At 67.2% G+C, this 18,311-nt stretch carries 19 protein-coding genes; 10 read left to right on the top strand and 9 right to left on the bottom strand.

Going from position 1 to position 18,311, the window contains the following annotated elements; all coding sequences use genetic code 11:
* Position 1: 1 nt before the first annotated feature.
* From cyoC to ACERNI_RS02060, 5 genes are all read left to right on the top strand, one after another.
* Positions 2–634, top strand: coding sequence for a cytochrome o ubiquinol oxidase subunit III (gene cyoC / locus ACERNI_RS02080; protein WP_448831599.1), 633 nt, complete (start codon positions 2–4; stop codon positions 632–634).
* Positions 631–1,008, top strand: coding sequence for a cytochrome o ubiquinol oxidase subunit IV (cyoD, locus tag ACERNI_RS02075; RefSeq protein ID WP_448831598.1), 378 nt, complete (start codon positions 631–633; stop codon positions 1,006–1,008). The genes cyoC and cyoD overlap by 4 nt, the downstream gene beginning before the upstream one ends.
* A gap of 126 nt (positions 1,009–1,134) precedes the next feature.
* On the top strand, positions 1,135–1,875 hold the full coding sequence (locus ACERNI_RS02070; protein WP_448831597.1) for an SURF1 family protein: 741 nt from the start codon (positions 1,135–1,137) through the stop codon (positions 1,873–1,875).
* Positions 1,872–3,194: an ATP-binding protein gene (locus ACERNI_RS02065; protein ID WP_448831596.1), complete on the top strand. Its 1,323-nt coding sequence runs from the start codon at positions 1,872–1,874 to the stop codon at positions 3,192–3,194. The genes ACERNI_RS02070 and ACERNI_RS02065 overlap by 4 nt, the downstream gene beginning before the upstream one ends.
* Positions 3,184–3,720, top strand: coding sequence for a response regulator transcription factor (locus ACERNI_RS02060; protein ID WP_448831595.1), 537 nt, complete (start codon positions 3,184–3,186; stop codon positions 3,718–3,720). The genes ACERNI_RS02065 and ACERNI_RS02060 overlap by 11 nt, the downstream gene beginning before the upstream one ends.
* Before the next feature lie 11 nt (positions 3,721–3,731).
* Here ACERNI_RS02060 and ACERNI_RS02055 read toward each other — a convergent pair whose 3' ends face one another.
* The 3 genes from ACERNI_RS02055 to ACERNI_RS02045 all read right to left on the bottom strand — a co-directional run bounded on the left by ACERNI_RS02055 (position 3,732) and on the right by ACERNI_RS02045 (position 5,516).
* Complete coding sequence (locus ACERNI_RS02055; protein ID WP_448831594.1) at positions 3,732–4,067, bottom strand: ArsR/SmtB family transcription factor; 336 nt, start codon at positions 4,065–4,067, stop codon at positions 3,732–3,734.
* 72 nt (positions 4,068–4,139) lie between these two features.
* On the bottom strand, positions 4,140–4,922 hold the full coding sequence (locus tag ACERNI_RS02050) for a sulfite exporter TauE/SafE family protein (RefSeq protein WP_448831593.1): 783 nt from the start codon (positions 4,920–4,922) through the stop codon (positions 4,140–4,142).
* A 24-nt stretch (positions 4,923–4,946) separates the two neighbouring features.
* On the bottom strand, positions 4,947–5,516 hold the full coding sequence (locus tag ACERNI_RS02045; protein WP_448831592.1) for a rhodanese family protein: 570 nt from the start codon (positions 5,514–5,516) through the stop codon (positions 4,947–4,949).
* Positions 5,517–5,629: 113 nt separating this feature from the next.
* Between ACERNI_RS02045 and ACERNI_RS02040 the strand changes: the two genes are divergently transcribed.
* On the top strand, positions 5,630–6,517 hold the full coding sequence (locus ACERNI_RS02040; protein WP_448831591.1) for an MBL fold metallo-hydrolase: 888 nt from the start codon (positions 5,630–5,632) through the stop codon (positions 6,515–6,517).
* 104 nt (positions 6,518–6,621) lie between these two features.
* Here ACERNI_RS02040 and ACERNI_RS02035 read toward each other — a convergent pair whose 3' ends face one another.
* Positions 6,622–7,494: a thioesterase family protein gene (locus ACERNI_RS02035; RefSeq protein WP_448831590.1), complete on the bottom strand. Its 873-nt coding sequence runs from the start codon at positions 7,492–7,494 to the stop codon at positions 6,622–6,624.
* A gap of 343 nt (positions 7,495–7,837) precedes the next feature.
* Positions 7,838–8,641, bottom strand: coding sequence for a hypothetical protein (locus tag ACERNI_RS02030; protein ID WP_448831589.1), 804 nt, complete (start codon positions 8,639–8,641; stop codon positions 7,838–7,840).
* A gap of 84 nt (positions 8,642–8,725) precedes the next feature.
* Between ACERNI_RS02030 and ACERNI_RS02025 the strand changes: the two genes are divergently transcribed.
* Positions 8,726–10,393, top strand: coding sequence for an acyl-CoA dehydrogenase family protein (locus ACERNI_RS02025; protein ID WP_448831588.1), 1,668 nt, complete (start codon positions 8,726–8,728; stop codon positions 10,391–10,393).
* 280 nt (positions 10,394–10,673) lie between these two features.
* A complete protein-coding gene (locus ACERNI_RS02020; RefSeq protein WP_448831587.1) occupies positions 10,674–11,597 on the top strand; it encodes a crotonase/enoyl-CoA hydratase family protein in 924 nt (307 codons plus the stop codon).
* Between the two features lie 10 nt (positions 11,598–11,607).
* Here ACERNI_RS02020 and ACERNI_RS02015 read toward each other — a convergent pair whose 3' ends face one another.
* Positions 11,608–12,390, bottom strand: a complete 783-nt coding sequence (locus tag ACERNI_RS02015; protein ID WP_448831586.1) for an enoyl-CoA hydratase/isomerase family protein — start codon at positions 12,388–12,390, stop codon at positions 11,608–11,610.
* Between the two features lie 224 nt (positions 12,391–12,614).
* Complete coding sequence (locus tag ACERNI_RS02010; protein WP_448831585.1) at positions 12,615–14,375, bottom strand: acyl-CoA dehydrogenase family protein; 1,761 nt, start codon at positions 14,373–14,375, stop codon at positions 12,615–12,617.
* Between the two features lie 90 nt (positions 14,376–14,465).
* Between ACERNI_RS02010 and ACERNI_RS02005 the strand changes: the two genes are divergently transcribed.
* Positions 14,466–15,347, top strand: a complete 882-nt coding sequence (locus tag ACERNI_RS02005) for a LysR substrate-binding domain-containing protein (protein ID WP_448831584.1) — start codon at positions 14,466–14,468, stop codon at positions 15,345–15,347.
* Between the two features lie 9 nt (positions 15,348–15,356).
* On the opposite strand, the gene ACERNI_RS02000 is transcribed toward ACERNI_RS02005, so the two are convergent.
* The gene (locus ACERNI_RS02000) at positions 15,357–15,947 is read right to left on the bottom strand and encodes a TetR/AcrR family transcriptional regulator (RefSeq protein ID WP_448831583.1); all 591 of its coding nucleotides are present in this window, start codon (positions 15,945–15,947) and stop codon (positions 15,357–15,359) included.
* Between the two features lie 219 nt (positions 15,948–16,166).
* Between ACERNI_RS02000 and ACERNI_RS01995 the strand changes: the two genes are divergently transcribed.
* Positions 16,167–17,444, top strand: a complete 1,278-nt coding sequence (locus tag ACERNI_RS01995) for a YbfB/YjiJ family MFS transporter (RefSeq protein ID WP_448831582.1) — start codon at positions 16,167–16,169, stop codon at positions 17,442–17,444.
* Here the strand turns inward: ACERNI_RS01995 and ACERNI_RS01990 are convergent.
* Positions 17,434–18,105, bottom strand: coding sequence for a TetR family transcriptional regulator (locus tag ACERNI_RS01990; RefSeq protein WP_448831581.1), 672 nt, complete (start codon positions 18,103–18,105; stop codon positions 17,434–17,436). The genes ACERNI_RS01995 and ACERNI_RS01990 overlap by 11 nt on opposite strands.
* Positions 18,106–18,311 lie beyond the last annotated feature (206 nt).

Raw genomic sequence — 18,311 nt, 5'->3', positions numbered from 1 at the left:
GATGGCGAACCAGGCAATCACCGCGGGCGCCGGCCAGGCTCCGGCGTTCCATCTGGCGGAGGAGCCGCACCACCCCGAAGGGCACAGCACCGCCCTGGGGTTCTGGCTCTATCTGATGAGCGACTGTCTCATCTTCGCCATCCTGTTTGCGGTCTTCGCGGTGCTCGGCGGCAATTTCGCCGCCGGCCCGTCGCCGAAGGACCTGTTCGATCTCAATCTGGTGGCGCTGAACACGGCGATGCTGCTGTTGTCATCGATCACCTTCGGCTTCGCCATGCTGTCGATGGCGCGACAGCGGACGGGCGCGACGCTGGCCTGGCTGGCCGTCACCGGCCTGTTCGGCCTGGCGTTCCTTGGCATCGAACTCTACGAGTTCCACCACATGATCCACCTGGGGGCGACGCCGCAGCGCAGCGCCTTCCTCTCCGCCTTCTTCACGCTGGTCGGCACGCACGGGCTGCACGTGACCTTCGGCACGATCTGGCTGGTGACGCTGATGGTCCAGATCGGACGCCACGGTCTCATCGCCGCCAATCGCCGCCGCATGACCTGCCTGAGCATGTTCTGGCACTTCCTTGACGTCATCTGGATTGGCGTCTTCACCATTGTCTATCTGATGGGAATGCTGCGATGAGCGCTGAAACGCACGCGGACCATGGCCATCACCACGACGGCCATGAGGAAACGCACGGAAGCCTGCGGGATTATGTGATCGGCTTCGTGCTCTCGGTCATCCTGACGGCGATCCCGTTCTGGCTGGTCATGGCCGGTCCGATCGAGAGCAAAACGGTCACCGCCGTTCTTGTGCTCGCCCTGGCGGCGGCGCAGATGGTGGTCCACATGGTCTACTTCCTGCACATGAACGGCCGCTCCGAAGGGGGCTGGAACATGATGGCGCTGGTCTTCACCATCATCATCGTGGTGATTGTGCTCGTCGGATCGCTCTGGGTGATGACCCACCTCAACGCCAACATGATGGCGACCCATGAGGAGATGATCCGCCGGTGAGTGGGAGCCCCGGTCTGGCGCGCCAGGCCGGGTTTTCCTTGTGTCCTTTTGGTTTGAGGCGCTTTATTCACGCAAGGCGTTAGCTGCGCCGGGTGAACGCGCCATGGCGGGGAGCCGCGCCTGACGATGAAACGGAGCGGCTTCCGGTTGCTGGTCATCCTGACGCTGGCCCTTGCGGGCGCGCTGGGTTTCGGGGCGCTCGGCGTCTGGCAGGTCAGGCGCATGGCGTGGAAGCACGCCCTCATCGCCAAAGTGGAAAGCCGGGTGAACGCCGCCCCCGTCGCCGCGCCAGGGCCCGACGCCTGGGGCGATGTCGCCGGCGAGGAATATCGGCGCGTGCGCGTCGCGGGCCAGTTTCTCCATGACCGTGAAACGCTGACCCAGGCCGTCACCCGGCTTGGCGGCGGCTTCTGGGTGATGACGCCGCTGCGCGCCGACGCCGGGTTCATCGTGCTGGTCAATCGTGGATTCGTTCCGCCGGACCGGCGCGCCCAGGCCACGCGCCAGGAGGCCTTGCCAGCAGGGCGGGTGGAGGTGACGGGCCTGCTGCGTCTCACCGAGCCGGGCGGCGGTTTCCTGCGCAACAACGACCCCGCCGCCGGCCGCTGGCACTCCCGCGACGTGGCGGCCATCGCCAGCCAACAGGGGCTGGAGCGGATGGCGCCGGGCGCCGTCGCGCCCTATTTCATTGACGCTGGCCAGGTCCTCAATCCTGGCGGCTATCCGGTCGGCGGCCTCACCGTGGTGCGTTTCAGCGACAACCACCTCGTCTACGCCGTGACATGGTTCGCTTTGGCGCTGATGACGGCGGCGGCCGCCGTGCTCGTTATTCGCCTTGAAGGTCGCAGAGGCGGAGCGCGCGCGTGAACGTCACGGCCCATCCGGAGGATCTGGCCAACAGGCAGAACCTCCTTCTGCTCATTCACCTGCGCTGGATCGCCGCCTGCGGCCAGATCGCCACCATCCTCGTCGTGCATTTCTGGCTCGGCGTGCGCCTGCCGCTCGCCGGAATGCTGGCGGTGGTCGGTTTTCTGGTCTGCGTCAATCTGGTGAGCGTCTGGCGCAGCCGCCGGCAGGCGGGCATCAGCTCCTCCGGCCTGTTTCTTGAATTGCTGGTTGATGTCGGCGCGCTGACCTTGCAGCTCTATCTGAGCGGCGGCGCCGCCAATCCGTTCATCTTCCTGTTCCTGTTGCAGCTGATGCTTGGCCTCGTGCTGCTGCGGGCATGGGCCGTCTGGGCCCTGGTGGTCATCACCAGCCTGTGCTTCATCGGGCTGATGTTCTTCCGCCGGGAGATCGTCATGCCGCCGGGCGCGGGTGAGGCCGCCTTTTTCCGGCTGCATCTGCAGGGCATGTTCCTCTGCTTTGTGCTGGCGGCCGCGCTGCTGGCCATCTTTGTCGGCCGCATCCAGCGCAACCTGCGGGCGCGCGACGCGCGGCTGGCGGAATTGCGCCAGCGTTCGGCGGAGGAGGAGCACATTGTCCGCATCGGCCTGCTGGCCTCTGGCGCCGCCCATGAACTGGGCACGCCGCTCTCAACCCAGACGGTGATTCTCGACGACTGGCGCCATGCCCCGGCTTTCGCGGACGATCCAGGAATGATGGAAGAACTGGGGGAGATGCAGGAGCAGCTCGACCGCTGCAAGGCCATCGTCTCCAGCATCCTGACCGCCTCCGGCGAGGTGCGCGGCGAGGGGACGGCGCACACGCGCCTGTCGGTCTTCATTGGCAACACCGTTGGCGAATGGGTGGCTTCCCGCAAGCCGCCGCATTTTTCTTTCGCGGGGCTGGAGGGGGCCGATTGTCCGATCGTCACCGACATGGCCTTGCGGCAGATGGCCTTCAATGTGCTGGACAATGCGCTGGAGGCCTCACCGCATCTGGTGCGACTGCGCGTGCGCAACAGCGGCGAACAGCTGGACATCGAGGTGAGCGACGCGGGGCCAGGTTTCTCTGACCAGATGCTGCAGGCGCTGGGCTTGCCGTATCATTCTACCAAGGGGCGGCCGGGCAGCGGTCTTGGCCTGTTTCTGGTTTCAAACATCGTTCGCCAGCTCGGCGGGAGTCTTGCTGCATACAACCGGGCGGAAGGCGGCGCCTGCGTGCGCATGACGTTGCCGCTGACGGCCCTGACCTTCGGTCCGCCAGCGAACGGAAACATGGAGGGGCGGCTTCATGGAGAGTGATGCGGGCGACCTGCTCATCATCGAGGACGACGAGGCATTCGCCCGCGCGCTGAAGCGCTCCTTCGAGCGTCGGGGCTATCTGGTGCGGCGCATCGATGGCCTCGACGGCCTGGGCGCCGTGCTGGAAGACGGCGCGCCGGAGTTCGCCGTCGTCGATCTGAAGCTGGCCAGCGGCTCGGGGCTGGAATGCGTGCGCATCCTGCACGCCAACGACCCGGAAACCCGCATCGTCGTGCTCACCGGCTTCGCCAGCATCGCCACGGCGGTGGAGGCGATCAAACTCGGCGCCTGCCATTACCTGCCCAAGCCGGCCAGCGCCAATGACATCATCGCCGCTTTTGACCGGGGTGAGGGCGACGCCTCCATCGGCGTCACCGCCCGGCCCACCTCGCTAAAGAATCTGGAATGGGAGCGGATTCACGAGGTGCTGATCGAGACTGATTTCAACATCTCCGAAACCGCCCGGCGGCTGGGGATGCACCGGCGCACCCTGGCCCGCAAGCTGGAAAAGTCACGGGTGAAATAACCGGCGCCGGCTCAGTCGTCAGTCGTTTCGTCCGGAGCAGCGCAATACAGCTCGTACAGGGTGTTGAACAGCCGCTCGATACGGTGATCGGCGATGCGGTACCAGATTGTCTGGCTTTCGCGGCGGGTGGCGACAATGCCCTCGTCGCGCATGCGGGCAAGATGCTGCGACAGCGCCGACTGCGACAGGCCAACCGCCTCCGCCAGGGTGGTGACGTTGGCTTCGCCCCATTCCACCAGCTTGCACAGAATCATCAGCCGGCGCTCATTGGCGAGCGCCCGCAGAACATTGGCCACGTCCGTAGCCTGTCGTTCAAAGGCGTCAAGCGCCATCTGCGGATGCGACATGTGCGTTCGCTCTTCCCTGAAGCATGTCCAGAAATGGCTGCCGGCGCTTCGGCGACCTGTCCGGCTCCTTACCTAATGCAGCCCGGACGCCCGCGCCAGCATGAACGTGGCCACGGCAATAATGATAAGGGCGAACAGCCGGTTCAGGGCGCCGCGCGAGGCGGCAAGCCGCCGCGCCGCCCAGGCCCCGGGCAAGCCGCCAAGCACGCCGCCGCCAATGAACAGGGCGGCGAGTCGCCAGTCCACCAGGCCGGAGGCGGCGTAGCTGATGGCCGTGGTGAGGCCGAAGGCCGTCACCGCCACCAGCGAGGAGCCGATGGCGAAGACCAGCGGCATGCCGGTCGCCGCCACCAGGCCTGGCGCAATCAGGAAGCCGCCGCCAATGCCGAAGAATCCGGATAGCGCTCCGGCTCCGGCGCCCGTCGCAACCAGTTTCGGAAAATTGTTCCGGTTGAGGCGCACCGTGGGCTCGCCGCCGTCGGCGCGGCCGCGCAGCATCATGACGCCCACCGCCAGCATCAGCGCGGCGAACAAACCCAGCAGGCTGGCGCCGCCAATCGATTTGCCGAGGGCAGCGCCCGCCGCAGCGCCGGCGGTGCCAGCCGCCGAAAAAACGGCGGCGCAACGCCATTTCACATTTCCGGCCCGCGCGTGATTGAGCAGGTTGACGAAGGCGTTGGCGGCGACCACGACAGCGCTCGTGCCGATGGCGACATGCGGATTGGCGACGCCAACCAGATACACCAGCAGCGGCGTCGCCAGGATTGATCCGCCGCCGCCAACAAGCCCAAGCGTAAAGCCGACGAGCGCGCCGGCGCCCACGCCCAGAATCCCTTCAAGCAGGGTCAGCGTCATGGCCTGGTCCCCCAGCCTGCGACATCAGTTTTTCGGGGAAGCGCAGCAGGAGGCAGGCGCCGCCGCGCGGTTCCACGGCGCGTGCTTCAGCAGCCTGGCCATGCCGCAAAAGCCCGTCACTCCAGCCATGATCAGGCCAGCGCCGACAAAGCCGGATATGAGAAAGAACCCCGGCGAAACCAGAAAGCCGAGCAACACGCCGGCAAGCGCCAGGGAGCCCGCGCCGATCTGCACCTGACGCTGCATCTCCAGCGGCTGGCTGCGGTCCGCCGCGACCGGCAGGCCGGCCTTTTTCCAGGCGTCGAGGCCGCCCTCAAGCACATAGCCCTGCCGGCCGGGCAGAATCCCGTTGGCCAGCCGGTCCACGGCGCTGGCTGTGCGCATGCCGCTACGGCAGTGAAAAATGATCGCGGCGCCGTCGGGCGCGCTCAGGGGCGATGCGGCCAGCGACAGGGGGCGGGACCGGGCGCCGGGAATGTGCTCGCGGGCGTATTCATCCGCTTCGCGGATGTCGACGAGAACGGCGCCGTCCTGAATCAGGCGGTGGGCGCGTTCGGGCGCAATGGCGGGCAGGGTTGCAACGGTGGCGGACATGGGGGCCTCACTGGGTTCAATTGAGGGTCTTTAATTAAGATATTGCTTATTTAGTTATTGCTCATATATTGTCAATATCGCTTTCGGCAACAGCCATCCAGAAAGGGGCCTGCATGTCCGCCCAACCCATCATCCAGGCGTTCTTTGATGAAGCCACCAACACTGTCAGCTATCTGGTGGCTGATCCGGTGACGAAAGTCGCCGCCGTCATCGACCCGGTGCTGGACTACGACCATCCGTCCGGTGAGGTTGATACGCGCTCTGTCGAAGCCATTCTGGCGGCGGCCTCCGACGCCGGTTACCGGATTGCATGGGCCCTGGAGACGCATGCCCACGCGGATCACCTTTCCGGCGCGCCATGGATCAAGGCCAGGACAGGCGCCAGCATTGGCATCGGCGAGCACATCCGGGAGGTTCAGCGGATTTTCCGGCCGGTATTCAACGCGGAAGACCTGCATGCCGACGGGCGCGACTTCGACCATCTGTTCCAGGATGGCGAGCGGTTTCGCATCGGCGAACTGGAGGTGGAGACCCTGCACACGCCTGGCCACACGCCCGCCGACGTATCATGGCGCATCGGCGATGCGGTTTTCGTCGGCGACACCCTGTTCATGCCGGACTACGGCACGGCGCGGGCCGATTTTCCTGGCGGCGACGCCCGCCAGCTTTACCGGTCGATCCGGCGTCTGCTGGCGCTGCCGCCGGAAACGCGCCTGTTCATGTGCCACGACTACAAGGCGCCAGGCCGGGACGCCTACGCCTGGGAAACGACCGTCGGGGCGCAGCGCGCCGGCAATGTGCATGTGAAGGACGGCGTGGCGGAGGCGGATTTCGTCGCCATGCGCAATGCCCGCGACGCCACGCTGTCGGCGCCGCGCCTGCTGTTGCCGTCGATCCAGACCAATATCCGCGCCGGCCGGTTTCCGCCGGCCGAGGCCAATGGCGTGCGCTACCTGAAAATTCCGGTGAAGATGAAGGGCGGCGCCGGCGCGATGGCATAGCGCCGGAACCGTTCATACCGAATGGCTGTGGCGAGCCTGGATGACGGGCCAGTCCCTGATCCGGGCTCTCTGCCCTGGTTTCCCTGTCCCTGTGTCCGGCCGCCTCACGCGGCGTTCTTGCGGCGGATCTGGGCGATGGCCGACAGGTTCACCGTGCCGAGGACGCCCTGCGCGTCGTGCATCCAGCAGCCGCCGATGCCGACGCCGTCGCTGGCGTTGTGGCTGACCAGCTCCATGCCGATCCATTCGCCCACGGGCTCACGGTGCAGGTACAGGGTGAAATCGGTGTTGATGAAATCAATGCCGAATTCGCTGCTGTGGGTCATCGGGCTGGTCATGTCGCCCATCATCGCCGCGCGCATGAACGGCGTCAGCGGCACGCCATCAATGGCCAGACGCTGGGGACGGAACCAGGCCTGGCGGCAGGCGACGGGAGCCATGGGGCCAAGCACCGGAGCGTTGCTGCGGCCGCTGTCCGTGGCTTCCGGCGCGATGCGCGCGATGCGGGCATATTCGGCCGCAACCGGCTTGACCGCGGCGAGGCCATAGCCCTTCGCGGGGGGCAACTCGTCTGGCAGGGGGGAGCGCCAGTCCGGCGTCTGCCAGGTCGGGTTGTCGGGGTTTTCGGTCCGGCGGATAAACTGGGCGCTTGCCCGGGCCAGCAACTGGCCGCCGGCGCTGATCGAGGCTTCGGCCAGTTGCAGCCGCTTGCCGCTGCGCAGCATCCGGGTTTCCACGCTGAACGGCTCCGCCCGGATCATGCCGAGCAGGTCAACGCAAAACCGCGTCACGATGTAGTCGGGGCCACCAAATTCCCGCTCCAGGCAGCAGGCCAGCAGGCTGGCCACGGCGGGGCCGGTGAGGGTGTTGTCCAGCCAGTATCCAAGGCTCCGTTTGGTGGGAACGAACAGATCGCCCTGCTGGATGAAATAGGCTTCTGGCGCCGTCTCCGGAGACTGGTTTTCTGTTTCTGACATCGTATCCGCAGCTTCTGAACCTGGAAAAAAACGCAGCGCTCCCGTCCAGACCGGATCATGGAAACGCGTGAAAAGGGATGAGACGTCCCGTCCTTCGTCCCGGCGCGGCCAGGAGTCAAGACGCGCAAGGACCAGGGCGCAAGGACCAGGGCGCAAGAGCCAGGGCGCGAGGAGCCAGGGCGGCGGGTGTTCAGGCAGCGGCGGGCGGACAAGTCCGGTGGACGGCGCCTGGCCGGCAAAGCAACAGCTGGCCGATGTCTGGATTTCGTCCGCAGCCAGCCCCGGAGGTTTTATGTTGCGCGAACTCTGGTCGGCCAGACGGCGCCGTCTGGTCAAAAACGCTCTAAAGCCGGTCCATGAAATCCGTCCACGCCTGACGTCCAAAGGCGTCATAGGCATCCATGCAGGCGACCAGCCGGTCGAGGGTGGCGGTTTCGGCGATTTCCGCCGGCAGCAGCGGATCGCGCAGAATTCGCCTGATCGCTTCGCGTCCGGTCAGCAGGGTCTCGACGGCCACGGCGTCGCCAACGCCCATGCGCCGCAGCGAATCCTCCAGCATCTGGATGGCGTCCTCATGCGAGCGGGCGAGGCCGTCGCGGTCCCACAGGGCGCTGAAGCGCCGGGCATGGGCGGGGGCGACATGATCCAGCCGCGCCGCCAGCATGGCGTCGGCGGCGCCGAGCGCGACGAGATCGCCCGCCATCTGCCCGGCGCCGCCGCGCAGATTGTTGGGCCGCACCCACAATCCGGTTTCATCCTGACGGAAGCCACTGAACTCCAGCGCCCATTGCGTGCGGCGCCAGCGGGTGCGCGGCAGGCTGCCCGGCTTGATGGCGGCGCAGATCCAGCTGCCGTCCCAGACGATGCGCCGCTGCGGATGGGCGCGCCACACCGCCGCCCGTTCGCGCACCGGGTCCTCCATGGCGCCCGCGGCATAAATTCCGCGGCCGGCCGTGCTCAGCTTGCCCTCGGCCCGCAGCCGCGTCAGCGCCGTGCGCAGCGCCAGATCGCTGAGGCCGAAGGCATGGCCGATCTTGCGAATGTCGTTGGAGGACAGGGTGTTGCGCACGCCCGTGGTGAACAGGTCGAGCACCAGGGCGCGGGCGGAGATTTTCTCTTTGTTGCGGTTGTTGACAGTATCAGACAAATTTAGCAACTTTCTCGAAACGACATCTGGCCGGCCCACAGATCCACTCTGCCTGATCCGCGCTATTTGCCCTGGAGGAACCCCATGTCCGTCTACGCGCCCCGCACCAGTCTCGCCACGCATGACGTCGCCAACCAGCCGCCGGAATTCGTCGACGTCAACCTTTATGCGATCGACACGCCGCTGCGCGAGGCCGTCGCCCGGGAAGCCGGAGAGTGGGCGGAAAAGCCGCTGCTTGCGCTTGGCGCCGACGTGGGTTCGGAGCGGGTGCTGGAGCTGGGCGCCCTGGCCAACCGGTTTCCGCCGGAGCTGACGCAGTTCGACCGTTACGGCCGGCGCATCGACGAGGCGCGGTTTCACCCCGCCTATCACGAGCTGATCGCGCTGGCGATGAAGCATGGCCTGCACGATCTGCCCTGGCGGCAGGAGGCGGACGGCGGTCCTGTGGGGCGGGGCGGCCATGTGGCGCACGCCGCCATGATCGCCGTGTTCACCCAGGCAGAGGCTGGCGTGCTGTGCCCGGTGGGGATGACCTACGCTGCCGTTCCGGCCCTGCGGACGACGCCGGATGTGGCGCAGCCATGGCTCGACCGGCTGATCGGCGGAACCTACGACGCCAAGCTGCGTCCGTTCCAGCAAAAGGCCGGCGTCACCATCGGCATGGCGATGACCGAGAAACAGGGCGGCAGCGACGTGCGCGCCAATTCCACCCGCGCCTGGCCGCTTGACGAGGCGCGCCGCACTTTCCGCCTGGTCGGCCACAAATGGTTCTGCTCGGCGCCCATGTGCGACGCCTTCCTCACCCTGGCCTATACGGATCGCGGCCTGTCGTGCTTCCTGGTTCCGCGCATCAAGCCGGACGGCGAGCGCAACACGATGCAGGTGATGCGCCTGAAGGACAAGCTCGGCAACAAGTCCAACGCGTCGAGCGAGATTGAGTATCATGACGCCTACGCCGAACTCCTCGGCGAGGAGGGTCGGGGCGTCAACGTCATCATCGACATGGTGCATCACACCCGCCTCGACACCATGGCTGGCACGCTGGGCATCATGCGCATGGCGCTGGCCCAGGCGCTGCATCACACCCGCAACCGCCGCGCGTTCCAGAAGACCCTTGCGGACCAGCCGGTGATGGAGGGCGTGCTCGCCGATCTGGCGCTGGAATATGAGGCGGCGGTGGCCCTGACCATGCGCGTCGCCCGCGCCTTCGACGCGACGGATGGGCAGGAAAAGGCCTTCGCCCGTCTCGCTGTTGCCGTCGGCAAGTACTGGCTGACCAAGCGCAACGCCAATTTCGTTTACGAATGCATGGAGTGCCACGGCGGCGCCGGCTACGTGGAGGAAGGCATGATGCCGCGCCTTTATCGCGAGGCGCCGCTCAACGCCATCTGGGAAGGCTCGGGCAACGTCATTGCCCTCGACGTCATGCGCACCCTGGCGCGCGAGCCGGAGGCGCTCGACGCCTTCGCCGCCGAACTGGACCGGGCCAGGGGGCTCAACGCCGACTTCGACCGCGCCAGCGCGGAGCTGGTTGACCGGCTGCGCGCCGGCGCGCAGGAGCGCGACGCCCGCATGAACGCCGAGCGCATGGCGCTCATGCTCCAGGGCGCGGTGCTGCTGCAGCACGCGCCGCCCGCCGTGTCGGATGCCTTCGTCACCACCCGCATCAACGGCGCCAGCGGCCGCACCTTCGGGGCCATTCCGGCCAGCGTCGACGTCAGAAACATCCTGGCGCGCCACCCGTCCCTGTAAGCGGAGCGGGGCGCGACCAGGGCCATCGACAAGGCGGGGGCCAGAGCGCCGCCACCACGCGCCGCCCACGCCTCCGCGTTGCCGGCCAGGGCTGATCACGCCCCCGGTGGAATGCCCGGGCCTGTCCCGGGCATTCGCGCAAGCGACGCTTCAGCCAATGTTCGCGGTTCAGCAAGCGCGCCCTGGCCCGACAGGTCAGGGGAAGCCGTCGCGGACAGGCGCCGCCGCGCTGAAGCGAACACGCATCCAGAAAAAAAACGGCTACCGGGAGGACAGTCAGATGCCGGAATTCTCAACCCTGCGCATAGATCACGACCCGCAAAATCCGCGCATCGCCCGCCTGCTGCTCAACCGGCCACAGCGGATGAACGCCATCAGCGACGCCATGCCCGGCGAAATTCGCGCGGCGGTGGCCTGGGCGGAAGCCGACCCGCAGACCCACGTCATCATCGTTGAGGGCGCCGGCAAGGGATTTTGCGGCGGCTACGATCTCGCCAACTCGGCCGAGCAGATGATCGAGCATCCGTGCCAGCAGGAAAGCCACCCGTGGGATCCCATGGTGGACTACGCCTACATGAAGCGGAACACCGAGGACTTCATGAGCCTGTGGCGCTGCTCCAAGCCGACCATCGCCAAGGTGCATGGCGCTGCGGTGGCCGGCGGCACGGATATCGCCTTGTCATGCGATCTGCTGGTGGCGGCCGATGACGCCCGCATTGGCTATATGCCGACGCGGGTTTGGGGTTGCCCGACAACGGCGATGTGGACCTACCGTCTCGGCCCGACCCGCGCCAAGCAGTTGATGTTCACCGGCGATATCATTTCCGGCGCCACCGCCGCCGAATGGGGCCTCGCCAACATCGCGGTTCCGGCGGCAGAGCTGGAAGCGGCGACGCTGAAACTGGCCGCCCGCATCGCCGGCGTGCCGAAAAGCCATCTGGCCATGCACAAAATGGTGGTCAATCAGGTGATGCTGAACATGGGCCTGGAGCAGAGCCAGATGATGGCCACCCTGTTCGACGGCATCACCCGCCACAATCCGGAAGGCCTGTGGTTCCGCCGCTACGCCCAGCAGCACGGCTTCAAGGACGCTATCGCCTGGCGCGACGGCGGCCAGCCTATTCCCGAGGGCGAGGAGGCCCGCGCCGCCATCCGGGAGCTTGACGCCCGGGCGGCTGGCAAGCCATCGTCTGAAAGGCGCTGAACCTTCCGGTTCAGGCGACCGGCAGCTTGCCCTTGCGCCGGGCGAACGCCTCCAGCTCCGTCCGCGCTTCCGGGGTGGCGAAAGCGTTGCAGAAATCCTCCACCGCCACGGCGATGCTGCGGCGGTAGTCGAGGTCGTTCTGGCGCATGAACGCCGCCCGGGCCATGGCGACGCCGCGCGCCGGCTTGCCCGCCAGTTCCTCAGCCAGCAGGCGCGCCGCCGCGTCCAGCTCGCCAGCGGGAACGATGCGGCTGACAAGGCCCAGTTCGCGGCCTTCCTGGGGCGTGAAGGAGCGGCCGGTGAACAGAAGTTCGAACGCCCGGTGCCGTCCGATGATGCGCGGCAAATGGGCGAAATGGATCGCCGGCGGCAGGCCGAGGTCGATTTCCGGATAGCCGAGGGTGGCGTTATCGGCGGCGATGATGATGTCGCAGGAGATGGCCAGGGTCATGCCGCCGCCGCGCGCCGTGCCGTTGACGACGGCGACCGAAGGTTTGCCCAGATTGTGCTGGGCGTCATAGAGATTGATGTAGAGGTCTTGCAGGGTCTCGCGCACCGCCTCGGGCGAGGCCGTGAGCATCAGCGGCAGATCGAGCCCGGCCGAAAAGCGCCCCGGCACGTCGCTGGCCAACAGCACCACCCGCACCGCCGGATCGGCCGAGGCGCGCTGCAGGGCGCCAATCAGGCTTTTGAGCAACGGGATGTTCAAGGCGTTGACCGGCGGGCGGGCAAGGGCAATGCGCGCCACGCCGTTGCTGACGCTGTAATTGACGGTGTCGGATCCGTGGCTCACGTCGTTTCTTCCTGTTCAGTTATTCTTGTGTGGGCGTCGTCATGCCAGGGACCTGGAACCAGGAACTTGGAACCAGGAACCAAGCGCATGGAACGATGAGCCTGACGCACGACGGCCTGCAAGGCGCAGCGCTGCCGGAACGCCCGTCCAGCAAGGTATGCCATGCGCCATTCAGATCTGACCAGACGCCGGTGAGGCGGGCGCGCCGGCGTCTGGGGCAGGCCTCAGGCTACCAGCAGCGAGGTTGCCTGGGCCAGCGAAACCGGGGCGTCGTTGAGCAGCAGGTCGATGGCCTCATCCTCCCAGCGCAGGGCGTCGAGCGAGGCTGGATCAGAGCGGTGGAGGCGGTGTTCCAGCACGAAGCGGGCCAGCAGCAGCCGCCGCGCGTCGCCGCCGGCCGCCGCGACCGCCAGGCCTTCGCTGGCCATCAGGGCGGCGGTGGTCGCGTGGTACAGCTTGCCGGCGGCGACGCGGCAGAACCGTTCGTTTTCCGGATGCCGGGCGACTTCCTCCGCGAAGCGGAAGGCTTCGCCGACCGCGCCGTCGAGCCGGGTGCGGAACTGGCCGGGCAGACCGGGCGTCTGCTCCAGCCTGGCGTTCAGATCATCGCGCAGCGCCCCATGCGCCGCCACCTTCCCGACGGCGCGCTGCACCGCATCAAGGGCGTTGATATTGCTGGTGCCTTCCCAGATCAGGCCGAGGTGGGCGTCGCGCACCAGGCGGGCGTTGGGCCAGTCCTCAATATAGCCGTTGCCGCCGCGCGCCTCCATGGCGCCCGTGGCCACCGTGACATTGTCGCGGCAGGCGCGATATTTGGCGACCGGGGTCAGCAGCCGCAGCGCTGTTTCCGGCGCGGTGGCGGCGTAGAGCAGGGCGGAGAGAGCCTGTTCCGTCGGAACCATCAGCTTGAGCATCTGGCGGCGCATCAGCGGGTGGTCGATCACCGCCTTGCCGAAGGCGTTGCGGTGGCGGGCGGCCTGGAACGCCTCGTTGAGGCAGCGGCGCATCATGCCGGCGGCGCGGGCCAAATGGGAAACCCGGCTGGAATTGACCATGACCAGCATCTGCTTCAGGCCCTGGTCAAGTTCGCCCAGCTGATAGGCGACAGCGCCCTCAAACACGATTTCGCCGCTGGCCATGGTGCGGCTGCCGAGCTTGTCCTTCAGCCGCACAACCCGATAGTCGTTGCGCGAGCCATCCGGCAGGGTTTTCGGCATGAGGAACAGGCCGAGCCCGCGCCCGCCGCTGCCGGCGCCTTCCGGGCGCGCCAGCAGAACCGCCAGCTCGGCGTCAACATTGGAGCAGAACCATTTCTCGCCCCACAGCCGCCAGTGGTCGCCATCGCGCACGGCGGCGAGGTCGCCGGCGCCGACGTCGGAGCCGCCAGCCTTTTCCGTCATGAACTGGGCGCAGCGAAGCAACTCGCCCATGTCCTGGCTCCACATGCGATCCAGGTAGCGCGCCTTCAGTTCGTCGCTGGCGAAGCGGCGCACCAGTTCGGATGAGCTGTCGGTGAGATTGACCGGGCAAAGCAGACCGAATTCGGCCTGGGAGAAGAGGTAGTGAAAGACATATTTGGCGATGGCGGGCATGCGCTCCGGCCAGCCCATGACGCCGCCGCGATGGGTCATGGCGTGGATGCCGAACTGCCCGAAGGCGATCTGCTCCATCTCATGGTAGGCGGGGTGGAACTCCAGCCACTCCTCGTCCCGCCCCCTGGCGTCGCGCGGGTGCAGCACCGGCTGGCGGCGTTCGGCTGTTTCTGACAGCCCGTACAGCCGTTCGCCCGCCAGTTCGCCCAGCGCCGACAGGTGCGGCGTCAGGTGGGCCAGCAGCTTGTCCTCCATATACAACGGCGCCAGCGCGCGCAGGCTGCCGTCGATATCGAAGTAATTGAGACCGCGCGTGGTGGGAGCCAGCGCTTCGGAACGCCGGGCGCTCGCGGTTCGCGAGGCCAGGGCGTATGGAGATTGGGGCGCGTTCATGAAGCCAGCTTAGGGGCGATGCATCGCAGCGGCCAAACGACTTGTTCGCCCAGGGCATTGAGTTAAACTCAATGCATGTCATGGCGACGATTGCCTCCGCTGCACGCTATCCGCGCCTTCGAGGCCGTGGCGCGGCATCTGTCGATGACCCGCGCCGCCGGCGAACTGGGCGTGACGCCAGGCGCTGTCAGCCGTCACGTCCGGGCGCTGGAAGAGCACATGGCGACGGCGCTGTTCGTGCGCCGTCCCTCGGGCCTGGTGCTGACGCCGGCAGGCGAAACCCTGGCGGAGGCCACACGCGAGGGGCTGGACCGCATCGCCGACGCCGCCGGCGGCCTGAAGCTGCGCCGGTTCCGCCGCCTGGCGATCGGCGCCTATGGCTTCTTCGCCTCGCGCATGTTGCTGCCGCTGTGGCCGGCCCTGCGCGCCGCCCATCCCGATCTCGAAATTGATCTGCACACCAGCCTGAACCCGCTCGACCTGCTGCCTGGCCGCTTCGACGCGGTGATCGCCGTTTCCGACGCGACCGCGCGCGCCGGGCTGGTCACCCTGCCGCTGGCGCCCATCCGCACGCTGCCGGTCTGCGCGCCCGAATGGCTGAAGCATGGCGAGGTGGATTTCGCCGCCACGCCGCTGCTGCACGCCCGGGCGCGGCCGGATGACTGGCGGCGCTGGCTGGATCACGCCGGCTTCGGCGCCATCTCCGCCCAGAATGGCGGCGGCTTCGAGAGCATCGGCATGGCCATCGAGGCGGCGGCCGCGGGCCTGGGATGCGCCATGGCCATCGAGGCGTTGCTGCCCATGGACCTCGCCACGCGTCATATCGTGGTGGCGCACCCCATCGTGCGGCCAACGACGCGCTACTTCGTTCTGCAATATGACGCGCGGTTTGAGGACGACGCGGCGGTGAGCGCATTCGTCAGCTTTTTGCGCGAGCGTCTGCCGTCATTCGGCCAGATGCAGGAGGCGTGACAGGCGCCGTCATGGCCGCCTGGCATCTGGCGCGATGACGCTGATCAGGCTTTCGGCGCTGCGCAGCAGGGCGTTCGGGTCGCCATAGACCCGCTCCATCACCGCCAGGCCGCGGGTGAAGGTGACCACCAGCTCCGCCGCCTGCGCCGGCTCCAGCGTCAGTTGCTCGCGAACGCCAGGCCGCGACAGCGCCTCCGTCACAATGGCGGTGAGGTCGTTGAGCATCTGGCGGATGCGCGCGCGGATGGGCTGGCTTGCAAGGCTGCCGTCGCCAGCCGTCCGGGTAGTCAGGCAGCCGCGCGCCGGGCTTCCGGCAAGCATGCTGGCGGTCACCGCGTTGAACAGGCGGCGCAGCATCCGGCTTGCGTCATCGCCCGCCAGGCACGCCCTGGCGCTGTCCAGGAAGCGCGCCGCATAGCGGTCGTAGGCGCGAAGAAAGATCGCCTCCCGGTCGCCATAGGCATTGTAGAGCGATCCGCGCTGCACGCCTGTGGCGTTGGCCAGATCTACCATCGAAGTCGCTGCGACGCCCTGGCTCCAGAACAGCGCCAGCGCGTCTTCCAGCAAGGTGTCCTCGTCAAACTGCCTGACGCCAGCCAAGCCCGCCTCCAGATGGTTGTTGACAGCAATGTCAAAAATGACATGCTTGTCAAAGATAGCAGATTGCGCCGCTGCGCTCCAGAGCGCGCCGCCAGGGGCGCATGCCGGACAGGGGACGCGCGCGCCTTGCCCAACAGGCGGCGCTTTGCCCAACCGGGACGCGCTGGTTCAGAATGACAAAGATTGCCGGCCGGCGGTTGCCGTGAACGGGAGGGCGCCATGAGCCTTGAGGTTACGCCGGAGCGCGATGGGGCGGCTTCCCGGTTTCGTGGCCAGGTGCTGACGGCGTTGGGCCTGTCCGCCGGCGCCGCCGTGGCCCTCGGGCTGTCGCGCTTCGCCTACGGCCTGCTGCTGCCGCCCATGCGCGCAGATCTGGGCTGGACCTATGTGGAGGCGGGCGCGCTCAACACGGCCAATGGCGCCGGATACATTGGCGGCGCCCTCGTCGCCGCCCTCGCGGCGCGGCGCTGGGGCGCGGCGCGCGCCTTCATCGCCGGTTATGCGGTCAGCGTGCTCATCCTGCTGCTCACGGCCGCCACGGGCAATTTCCTGTTGCTGTTCACCCTGCGAACGCTTGGCGGCTTCTCCACGGCCTTCACCTTCATCCTCGGCGCGGCGCTCACGTCGGCGATCTGTCCGGCGGAAAATCCCCGGCGGCGTGGTCTGCTGGTCGGCCTTTACATGGCGGGCGTCAGCATCGCGGTGTTGCTGTCGGGGGCGGTGGTCCCGTTCATTCTCCAGGCCGGACCGCAGCGCTGGCCGGAGGCGTGGGCAGCTCTCGGGGGCATTGGCGTGATCGGCCTGCCGTTCGCCATCGCCGCCGCGCGCCGTGTCAGCGAGCCGGCGGGCAGGGCCGCGGCGAAGCTTGACAGGAGCCAGTTGCGCCAGCTGGCGCCGACTGTCGCTGGCTATGGCCTGTTTGGCGTCGGCTACGTCGGCTACATGACCTTCATCATGGTGCTGTTGCAAAGCCAGGGCGGCAGCAGCAGCCAGATGATCTGGTTCTGGTTCGTGCTGGGCGTCGTTTCCGCTGTCTCAAACCTGGTCTGGGGCCGGGTGCTTGGCGCCTTTGATGATGGGCGCGGGCCGGCCATGGTGTTTGCCATCGCCATGATCGGCGCCCTGCCGGTTCTGCTGTATCCGGGGCCGGCGGCAATGTTCCTGTCGGCCGTCATATTCGGGGGCAGCTTCATGGCCGGCCCCTCGTCGATCACCATTGTCGTCCAGCGCCAGCTGGAGCCCGCATGCTGGACAGCGGCGATTTCACTGCTGACGGTGTTTTTCGCTTTCGGGCAGGCGATCGGGCCGCTCATTGGCGGCGCCATTTCAGACGCCGCAGGCAGTGTGGCGGCCGGGTTCTGGACCACGCCCGTCTTGCTCGGGATCGCCGCCTGCGCCAGCCTGCTGCAACGCCCGCCAGCCAGAGCGCTTTCCGGTCAGACAGAAACGTCTGATCGAAGACCAGAACGCGCTCAAACCAGGGGCTCTACGCGCTGACGCTGGTCGCGCCGTCGTCCGGCGCCACGCGCGGCTCCGGGGAAAGCACCAACAGGCCGTTGACCACAAGCTCTGAAACCTCGCGGGCGTAGCGGCGCACCAGCGCGTGGCTCAGGGCGCCGTCGCCAAGAATGGTGCGCCGGGACTGCTCGGACGAGAAGATATGGGCGCAGGCCCCGTCGATGGCGAAGCCGATCAGGTTCGGATCGACACTGCGGAACGCGCCCTGCGCCACGCCTTCGGCGACAATCGCCCGCCGCGCCTCGGCGACAGGCTGGACCAGGGTTTCCGCCACCCGCGCGGAGGCTTCGGGCGAGCCCTCGCGCAGCAGTTTTTGCAGCAGGCGGTGCAGATACGGCCGCGCGTAATAGGCTTCGACAAGCCCCCGGACATGGGCGGCGATTTTCGCTGCCGGCGTGATGTCCGACGCCAGCAGGCGCTCCAGATGGGCGGCCGCCTGCTGGGCGTCGGCCTCGACGATGGCGAGCATCAGCCCTTCGCGATTGCCAAAATAATAGCTGACGAGGGCGACATTGGAGCCGGCCCGCTCCGAAATGTCGGCCAGGGACACCTCAAGCACCCCGCGTTCGGTCATCAACGACCGCGCCGCCTCAACGATGCGTTGCGGGGTCTGTTGCAGCAGGGCGGGAGCAGGCTTCATCTGTAACCCGTCGCTCAGGGCGTTTTTGGCGAAGCGGAATGCGCTTCAACAAGGAAAATGCGTTTAGCCGGACAACCAGGGCAAACGCCGCTTCATCACGAACGGATTTGGCCCTGGAACCCATGCAGCGGGATGGACGCAGTCCACCTGCTGAGGCGTACTCCACATCCGCCGCATCGAAACGGGGCGGATGTATCGTTCATATT

The organism is Camelimonas sp. ID_303_24 (assembly GCF_053543495.1).
This window is presented reverse-complemented; position numbering and strand designations above follow the sequence as displayed.